8 protein-coding genes are annotated in these 8828 nt (G+C 42.0%); all 8 read left to right on the top strand.

Annotated elements, in window-relative coordinates:
* Window positions 1–3 precede the first annotated feature (3 nt).
* On the top strand, window positions 4–939 hold the full coding sequence (gene fmt / locus AC3E7H_RS07930) for a methionyl-tRNA formyltransferase (protein ID WP_000163660.1): 936 nt from the start codon (window positions 4–6) through the stop codon (window positions 937–939).
* Complete coding sequence (rsmB, locus tag AC3E7H_RS07935) at window positions 932–2245, top strand: 16S rRNA (cytosine(967)-C(5))-methyltransferase RsmB (RefSeq protein ID WP_000169681.1); 1314 nt, start codon at window positions 932–934, stop codon at window positions 2243–2245. Before fmt ends, rsmB begins: the two co-directional genes overlap by 8 nt.
* A gap of 15 nt (window positions 2246–2260) precedes the next feature.
* On the top strand, window positions 2261–3001 hold the full coding sequence (locus AC3E7H_RS07940) for a Stp1/IreP family PP2C-type Ser/Thr phosphatase (protein WP_000406258.1): 741 nt from the start codon (window positions 2261–2263) through the stop codon (window positions 2999–3001).
* On the top strand, window positions 2998–4881 hold the full coding sequence (gene pknB / locus AC3E7H_RS07945; protein WP_000614502.1) for a Stk1 family PASTA domain-containing Ser/Thr kinase: 1884 nt from the start codon (window positions 2998–3000) through the stop codon (window positions 4879–4881). Before AC3E7H_RS07940 ends, pknB begins: the two co-directional genes overlap by 4 nt.
* 106 nt (window positions 4882–4987) lie before the next feature.
* A complete protein-coding gene (locus AC3E7H_RS07950; protein WP_000273380.1) occupies window positions 4988–5746 on the top strand; it encodes a threonine/serine exporter family protein in 759 nt (252 codons plus the stop codon).
* 1 nt (window position 5747) lies between these two features.
* Window positions 5748–6197 (top strand): threonine/serine exporter family protein, encoded by a 450-nt coding sequence (locus AC3E7H_RS07955; protein ID WP_000176923.1) that lies wholly within the window; start codon window positions 5748–5750, stop codon window positions 6195–6197.
* A 176-nt stretch (window positions 6198–6373) separates the two neighbouring features.
* Window positions 6374–7546 carry a hydroxymethylglutaryl-CoA synthase gene (locus tag AC3E7H_RS07960; protein WP_000151973.1) on the top strand — a complete coding sequence of 391 codons (1173 nt, stop codon included), beginning with the start codon at window positions 6374–6376 and terminating at the stop codon, window positions 7544–7546.
* A complete protein-coding gene (locus AC3E7H_RS07965; RefSeq protein ID WP_000742574.1) occupies window positions 7546–8820 on the top strand; it encodes a hydroxymethylglutaryl-CoA reductase, degradative in 1275 nt (424 codons plus the stop codon). Before AC3E7H_RS07960 ends, AC3E7H_RS07965 begins: the two co-directional genes overlap by 1 nt.
* Window positions 8821–8828: the final 8 nt, after the last annotated feature.

Consider the following 8828-nt stretch of genomic DNA (forward strand, 5'->3'; position numbering starts at 1 on the left):
GATATGACAAAATTAATCTTTATGGGGACTCCCGATTTTTCAGCAACCGTTTTGAAGGGACTTTTGTCAGATGATCGCTATGAGATTCTAGCAGTTGTAACTCAGCCAGACCGTGCTGTCGGACGTAAAAAAGTTATCCAAGAAACCCCAGTTAAACAAGCTGCCAAAGAGGCAGGACTTCCTATTTACCAACCCGAAAAATTATCAGGTAGTCCAGAAATGGAAGCTATCATGAACTTGGGCGCTGATGGGATTGTAACAGCCGCCTTTGGGCAATTTCTCCCAAGTAAACTCCTTGATAGCATGGATTTTGCAGTCAATGTTCATGCTTCGCTCCTTCCTAAACACCGTGGTGGTGCTCCCATTCATTATGCCTTGATTCAGGGTGATGAGGAGGCAGGAGTAACCATTATGGAAATGGTCAAGGAAATGGATGCGGGAGACATGATTTCTCGTCGCAGTATTCCAATTACAGATGAGGACAATGTAGGAACTTTGTTTGAAAAATTGGCAATTGTTGGTCGTGATCTGCTTTTGGATACTTTGCCTGCATACATTGCTGGCGAGATTCAACCAGAACCACAGGACCCAAGTCAGGTTACATTTTCGCCAAATATCAAACCTGAGGAAGAAAAATTGGACTGGAACAAGACCAATCGTCAACTCTTTAACCAAATCCGTGGGATGAATCCATGGCCAGTTGCTCATACCTTCCTCAAGGGCGAACGCTTCAAAATCTATGAAGCTCTACCAGTAGATGGTCAAGGGACTCCAGGTGAGATACTCTCCATCGGCAAGAAAGAATTGATCGTCGCAACAGCAGAAGGAGCTTTATCATTCAAGCAAGTTCAACCAGCAGGAAAACCTAAGATGGACATTGCTTCCTTCCTCAACGGTGTGGGACGAACTTTGGCAGTAGGAGAACGATTTGGTGACTAAAGTAGAAACGGCAAGAAGTTTAGCCTTAGAGGTGCTAGAAGACGTCTTTGTCAATGAAGCATATTCCAATATCGCTCTAAATAAACACCTCAAGGGAAGTCAACTATCAGTTGCAGATAAGGGTTTAGTGACAGAGCTGGTCTATGGAACTGTAGCTCGAAAACTCACACTAGAGTGGTACATTTCTCACTTTATTGAGGATAGAGACAAGCTAGATAGCTGGCTCTATGTTCTGCTTCTCATGAGCGTCTATCAACTCCAATACTTGGATAAGATTCCTGACCATGCAGTGGTCAATGAGGCAGTGGAAATTGCAAAAGCTCGTAAGAAGGGTAGCGAAAAATTGGTCAATGCAGTTTTGCGCCGTATCTTGCGTGAGGGCTTGCCAGAGATTGCCAGTATCAAACGTAAAAATAAGCGCGATTCTATTGCATACTCTTTACCAGTTTGGTTGATTTCTAAGCTAAAGGAAGAGTACGGAGAAGAGCGAGCTCAAGCTATTTTTGAAAGTCTTTTGCAACGGAATAAAGCCAGTATCCGTGTGACCGATTTGAGTCGAAAAGAGCAGATCAAAACTCTGCTTGGTGCAAGTGATTCTCTTTTATCTCCTGCTGGTCTGGTTAAGGAACAGGGGCACTTTGCAGGCCATGATTTGTTTGCTGAAGGGGCTATTACTATCCAGGATGAGTCTAGTCAACTGGTTGCACCGACACTAGAGTTACAAGGCGACGAGCAGGTTTTAGATGCTTGTGCAGCTCCTGGTGGAAAGACCGCCCATATGGCATCCTATTTGACGACAGGTCAGGTAACGGCTCTAGATCTCTACGACCATAAACTCACTTTGATTCAAGAGAATGCAGAGCGACTAGGTGTAGCGAACCGTGTCCAAACGCAAAAACTGGATGCTCGAAAAGTGCATGAATTTTTTGGTAAGGATCAATTTGATAAGATTCTTGTTGATGCCCCTTGTTCAGGGATTGGTCTATTGCGTCGAAAACCAGATATCAAATATAATAAAGAGACAGCAGATTTCGCGTCATTACAGGAAATTCAGTTGGAAATATTAGGTAGTGTTTGTCAAACGCTACGTAAAGGTGGTATAATAACTTATAGTACCTGCACTATTGTCTCTGAAGAGAACTTTCAAGTTGTTCAAGCATTTTTAGAAAGTCATCCAGAGTTCGAGCAGGTTAAACTAGAACACGAATGTAAGGATATCGTGAAAAATGGTTGTATCCTCATTACTCCGGAATTATACGGAAGTGATGGATTCTTCATCAGCCAATTTCGCAAGATATCCAAGTAGGAAGGAACTGACACAATGGAGATTTCATTATTAACAGATGTGGGTCAGAAACGTACAAATAATCAAGACTATGTCAATCTTTTTGTCAACCGTGCCGGTCGTACAATGATCATCTTGGCTGACGGGATGGGAGGACACCGTGCAGGTAATATTGCTAGCGAAATGGCAGTAACTGATTTAGGTGTTGCCTGGGTTGATACGCAGATTGACACCGTTAATGAAGTTCGCGAATGGTTTGCCCACCATCTAGAAGTTGAAAATCAAAAGATTTATCAAATGGGGCGTGATGAAGCTTACAAGGGAATGGGGACAACTCTAGAAGCCCTTGCAATTATTGATCATCAAGCTATTTATGCTCATATTGGAGATTCACGTATCGGTCTGATTCGTGGTGAAGAATACCATCAATTGACCAGTGATCATTCTTTGGTCAATGAATTGCTTAAGGCAGGTCAATTGACACCTGAAGAAGCTGAAGCACATCCACAAAAGAATATCATCACCCAATCTATCGGACAAAAAGACGAAATTCAGCCTGACTTTGGAATTGTCAGCTTGGAAGCAGGTGACTATCTGGTCATGAATAGCGACGGTCTAACCAATATGATTTCAGGTAGTGAGATCTATGATATTGTGACAAGCGATATTTCGCTTGATGATAAGGCGGCCACTTTGGTACGCTTTGCCAACAATGCCGGAGGGCTTGATAATATTACAGTTGCCCTTGTTTCGATTAAGGAGGAGGCGGCAGAATGATCCAAATCGGCAAGATTTTTGCCGGGCGGTATCGGATTATCAAACAAATTGGTCGTGGAGGTATGGCAGATGTCTACCTGGCCAAGGATTTGATTTTAGACGGGGAAGAGGTAGCTGTGAAGGTCTTGAGGACTAACTACCAGACTGACCCGATTGCTGTTGCTCGTTTTCAGCGTGAAGCGCGTGCAATGGCTGACTTAGATCATCCCCATATCGTTCGGATAACGGATATCGGCGAAGAGGACGGTCAACAGTACCTAGCTATGGAATATGTAGCTGGTCTTGATCTTAAGCGCTATATCAAAGAACACTATCCCCTCTCAAATGAAGAAGCTGTCCGTATCATGGGACAGATTCTCTTAGCGATGCGCTTGGCGCACACTAAAGGTATTGTCCATCGTGACTTAAAGCCTCAAAATATTCTTTTAACTCCTGATGGAACGGCTAAGGTGACGGATTTTGGGATTGCCGTAGCCTTTGCAGAGACAAGTCTAACTCAGACCAACTCTATGCTGGGTTCTGTCCACTACTTGTCACCTGAGCAGGCTCGTGGCTCTAAGGCAACTGTGCAGAGTGACATCTATGCCATGGGGATTATTTTCTACGAGATGCTGACAGGGCATATCCCTTATGATGGCGATAGTGCAGTAACTATAGCCCTCCAGCATTTCCAAAAACCTCTCCCTTCGGTCATAGCTGAAAATCCATCTGTTCCCCAAGCTTTGGAGAATGTGGTCATCAAAGCAACTGCTAAAAAGCTTACGGATCGATACCAGTCGGTTTCAGAGATGTATGTTGATTTGTCTAGCAGTCTATCTTATAACCGCAGAAATGAACCGAAACTTGTTTTTGATGATGCTACTAAGGCGGACACAAAGACATTGCCAAAAGTTTCTCAGACAACCTTGACCTCTATTCCTAAGGTTCAACCACAGACAGAAAGCCATCAGGCAACTAAAACTAGCCCAGAAGTAAGTGCTAAAAAATCTGTGGAAAAACCAGTGAAAAAACGTCGTTTTAAAGCACGTTATCTAGTTCTACTAGCAAGTTTCGTACTGGTTGCGGCTTCTCTGGTGTGGATTTTATCCAGAACACCAGCTACTATTGAGATTCCAAAAGTTGCAGGTCAAACTGTTGCTGAAGCTAAGGAAAACTTGAAAAAAGCGAATTTTGAGATTGGTGAGGAGAAGACCGAAGCTAGTGATACCGTAGAGGAAGGTCGGGTCATCCGAACAGATCCAGATGCTGGCTCAGCTCGCAAAGAAGGAACTAAGGTTAATCTCATTATTTCTTCAGGTCAACAATCCTTTAAGCTTGGAAATTATGTTGGTCGTAAATCTACAGATGTCATTGCTGAGCTGAAAGGGAAAAAAGTTCCTGAAAATCTGATTAAGATTGAAGAAGAAGAGTCCAGTGAATCAGAACCCGGTGTGGTTTTGAAACAGAGCTTAGCAGAAGGTACGACTTATGATCTTAGCAAGGCAACTTCTATCGTTTTAACTGTTGCTAAGAAGAAAAAGGTGACGACGATAACTATGCCAAACTACATTGGCTCAAGTCTTGAATTTGCTAAAAATAATCTTAAAAGTATAGGTATTAGTGAAGATAGAATTGAAATTAAAGAAGTGGAGATAGCACAAGAAGGAATTAAAGAAGGTGAGATTGCGAAACAAAGTCCCGCACCGGATGAAAAACTTGATTTAAGCAATCCGATAGTTAAACTATATATTTATAAACCTAAAAAAACTTCACCATCAATTAGTCAACCTTCGTCAGAACATAATTCTGGTCAAACAGACACAACAAACCCTACAAACCCTACACAGGGTAACCATCCAACAACACCTACACAAGATGGAAATGGAAGTCAACGAAATTAATAGACTCCATATACATAATTCAATCTTTGTCACAGTTTTTGTGACAAAGATTTTTTTTCCTTCAAATTTATGATAAAATAAAAAGGAGTTTTAGAAGGAGGAAAACATGTACGAAGTCAAACAACTGAATGCAGTGATCGATGTCATTATGCTAGCAGGAACGATACTGCTTCGAAACGGATCTGAGATTTATCGTGTTGAAGATACCATGATTCGGATTGCTCATTCACAGGGTATTATGGATTGTAATGTTTTAGCCATGCCTGCCGCCATTTTTTTCTCCATTGAAAATACAAATATCTCTCGTATGAAGCGAGTGACCTCCTCTGCTTATAATATTGAGAAGGTATGTGATGTCAACCAGATTTCACGGCAGCTTGTAGCAGGACAGCTTGATTTGGAGACAGCCTTTATCCAACTAAAGGAATTGAATGCCAAGGCATCTCCCTACACCAATGTTCAACTAACTGCTGCAGCGACCCTCAGTGCTCCTTTCTTTTCAATTATGTTTGGTGGGAATGTCTACGATGCAATAGGAGCAGGAGTGGCGACCTTGTTTGCTTTTACTTTCTCTCTCTATGTAGAGAAGTTTATTCGTATTCCTTTTATGACAGCTTTTGCAGGTGCTCTTGTCTTCGGTTTGATTGCACAATTTTGGGCGCGCTATTCTGGTTTGCCGTCGACAGCTGATCTGGTGATTGCGGGTGCGGTTATGCCTTTTGTACCTGGAATTGCCCTGACTAATGCTGTTCGAGATATTATGACCAATCACATTAACTCTGGTATGAGCAAGATGTTTGAATCCTTGCTGATTACCCTTGCCTTAGGGGCTGGAACATCAGTTGCCCTCGTACTCATGAACTAATATGACACTAACAACATTTTTATTGCAAGCTCTGGCAAGTTTGCTTGCCATTATTACCTTTTTAATCGTTTTAAATGTCCAGCGTTCCATGCTCATCCCTGGTGGAGTTTTGGGAATGTCTATCTGGCTACTCTATCTGATACTCAAAGATCCGACTAACGTCATTTTGGCAACCTTTATTGCTGCTGTGATTGGTTCTTGTGTCAGCCAGATTATGAGTATCCTCTATAAGACACCAGCAGTTGTTTTTGCTCTGGCAATATTGGCGCCACTAGTGCCAGGTTATCTGTCCTATCGAACCACTTCCTTCTTCGTTACAGGTGACTACGGTCATGCCATTTCTAGTGCCATGTTAGTTATGATGTTGGCCCTCGTTATCTCCATTGGAATGGCCAGTGGGACAGTTTTGTTGAAATTGTATCATTATCTCAAAAAGAATCGAGCTAGCTAAGACTCGATTTTTTGTAGCCCTAAAGTTCTGTTTGTTGGACTAGTCTAAAAATTAGATAAGGTTTTTAAAATGAACTTGATTTGGTGAATCAAGTCTTTTTTCGCTCATTTGACCTCAATTGTGATAAAATAGAGGTGAACGATTTTTTACAATGAATGATAAAAATAGAGGTAAATATGACAATCGGTATTGATAAGATTGGTTTTGCAACCAGTCAATACGTTTTGAAATTACAAGATTTAGCAGAAACTCGAGGGACTGATCCTGAAAAATTGAGTAAAGGACTCCTTTTAAAAGAATTGAGTATTGCTCCTTTAACAGAGGATGTTGTTACCTTGGCTGCTAGTGCAGGAAATTCTATCCTTACTGAAGAAGATAAGCAAGAGATTGATATGGTTATCGTAGCGACAGAGTCTGGGATTGACCAGAGTAAAGCTGCAGCTGTCTTTGTACACGGTTTGCTTGGGATTCAACCATTTGCTCGTAGTTTTGAAATCAAGGAAGCTTGTTATGGTGCAACAGCGGCCCTTCACTATGCTAAGTTACACGTAGAAAACTCTCCAAAATCAAAAGTTTTGGTACTAGCCAGTGATATTGCAAGGTATGGTGTTGAAACTCCTGGAGAACCAACTCAAGGTGCAGGCTGTGTTGCTATGTTGATTAGCCAAAACCCACGTGTTATGGTATTCAACAACGATAACGTTGCGCAGACTCGTGATATTATGGACTTCTGGCGTCCAAATTACTCGACAACACCATTTGTAAATGGGGTTTACTCAACACAGCAATATCTTGATAGCTTAAAAACGACTTGGGAAGAGTACCAAAAGCGTTATGACTGTAACTTGGAGGATTTTGAAGCTGTATGTTTCCACTTGCCATATCCGAAGCTAGCTCTCAAAGGATTGAAAAAAATCCTAGACAAATCCTTGCCTCAAGAGAAGAAGGACTTGCTTCAAAAGCACTTTGATGAATCTATTATTTATAGCCAAAAAGTTGGAAATATCTATACAGGTTCACTCTTCTTAGGTCTCTTGTCTCTTCTTGAAAATTCTGACAGCCTAAAAGCTGGAGATAAGATTGCCCTCTATAGCTATGGAAGTGGTGCTGTATCTGAGTTCTTTAGTGTGGAATTGGTTGAAGGTTTTGAAAAGCAATTGCGGAAAAATCGCTTAGACTTGCTAGATCAACGTCAAGCTTTGAGTGTTGCTGACTATGAACGAATCTTCTTTGAGGAAGCCAACTTAGATGGGTCTGGATCTGCAACGATGTCAGGTTATGAAGGGCAAGACTATGCCCTTGTTGAGATTGTAGACCACCAACGTCGCTACAGCAAGGTTGAAAAATAATGAAAAAAAATTGGAATGGATTTGCTAAAAAATCAATTCAAGAGCGCCTAGAGCTAGTTAAGTCTCAGGCGCTTACTACTATTGAAGCCCAAGAAAGTCTTGCGCAAAATGAAAATCTCAGTCTAGCAGTTGCGGACCAATTGAGTGAAAATGTGGTTGGGACCTTCTCGCTTCCATACTCAATCGTTCCAGAAGTTCTGGTAAATGGTCAAGAATACACAGTTCCCTATGTGACAGAAGAACCATCTGTAGTTGCTGCAGCTAGTTTTGCCAGCAAAATTATCAAGCGTGCTGGAGGTTTTACAGCTCAAGTTCATCAGCGCCAAATGATCGGTCAGGTAGCCCTCTATCAGGTTTCAGATAGGGACTTAGCTTGCCAGGCCATTCTGAGTCAAAGAGAAGAACTACTCGAACAAGCAAATCAAGCCTATCCATCTATTGTCAAACGTGGTGGAGGAGCCAGAGAGCTAACAGTTGAAAAAATTTCTGGTGAGGCTGACTTTTTAGTGGTTTACCTCCATGTAGATACTCAGGAAGCCATGGGCGCCAATATGCTCAATACCATGCTTGAGGCCCTAAAACCTAGTCTAGAAACTCTCAGTCAAGGACAAAGTTTAATGGGAATCTTATCCAACTACGCCACAGATTCTCTAGTAACTGCAACTTGTCGCATCGCTTTTCGTTATTTGAGTCGCAAAAAAGATGAAGCACGTGAACTAGCAGAAAAAATGGTATTGGCTAGTCAGTTTGCCCAAGCAGACCCTTATCGAGCAGCGACTCACAACAAGGGAATCTTTAACGGAATCGATGCTCTCTTGATTGCTACTGGAAACGATTGGCGTGCCATTGAAGCGGGAGCGCATGCCTATGCGAGCCATGATGGTTCTTATCGAGGTCTTAGTCGTTGGACTATGGATTTGGAAACAGAAGAGCTAATTGGAGAGATGACCATGCCGATGCCGGTTGCTACCAAGGGTGGTTCGATTGGTCTCAACCCTCGAGTCGTACTCAGTCATGAGTTGCTAGGTTATCCATCTGCCAAAGAATTGGCTCAAATTATCGTTTCGATTGGTCTTGCTCAGAATTTTGCAGCCCTTAAGGCTTTGGTCAGTACAGGGATTCAGCATGGACACATGAAGCTTCAAGCAAAATCGTTAGCCCTTTTAGCAGGTGCTACAGAGAAAGAAGTACCTAAGCTAGTAGAAAACTTGATTGCTGAAAAAACCTTTAATTTAGAAAAAGCGCAAACGCTATTGAAACATTTAAGATCATAAGAAAAACT

Source organism: Streptococcus sp. SCPM-O-B-15304 (M98), assembly GCF_058200215.1.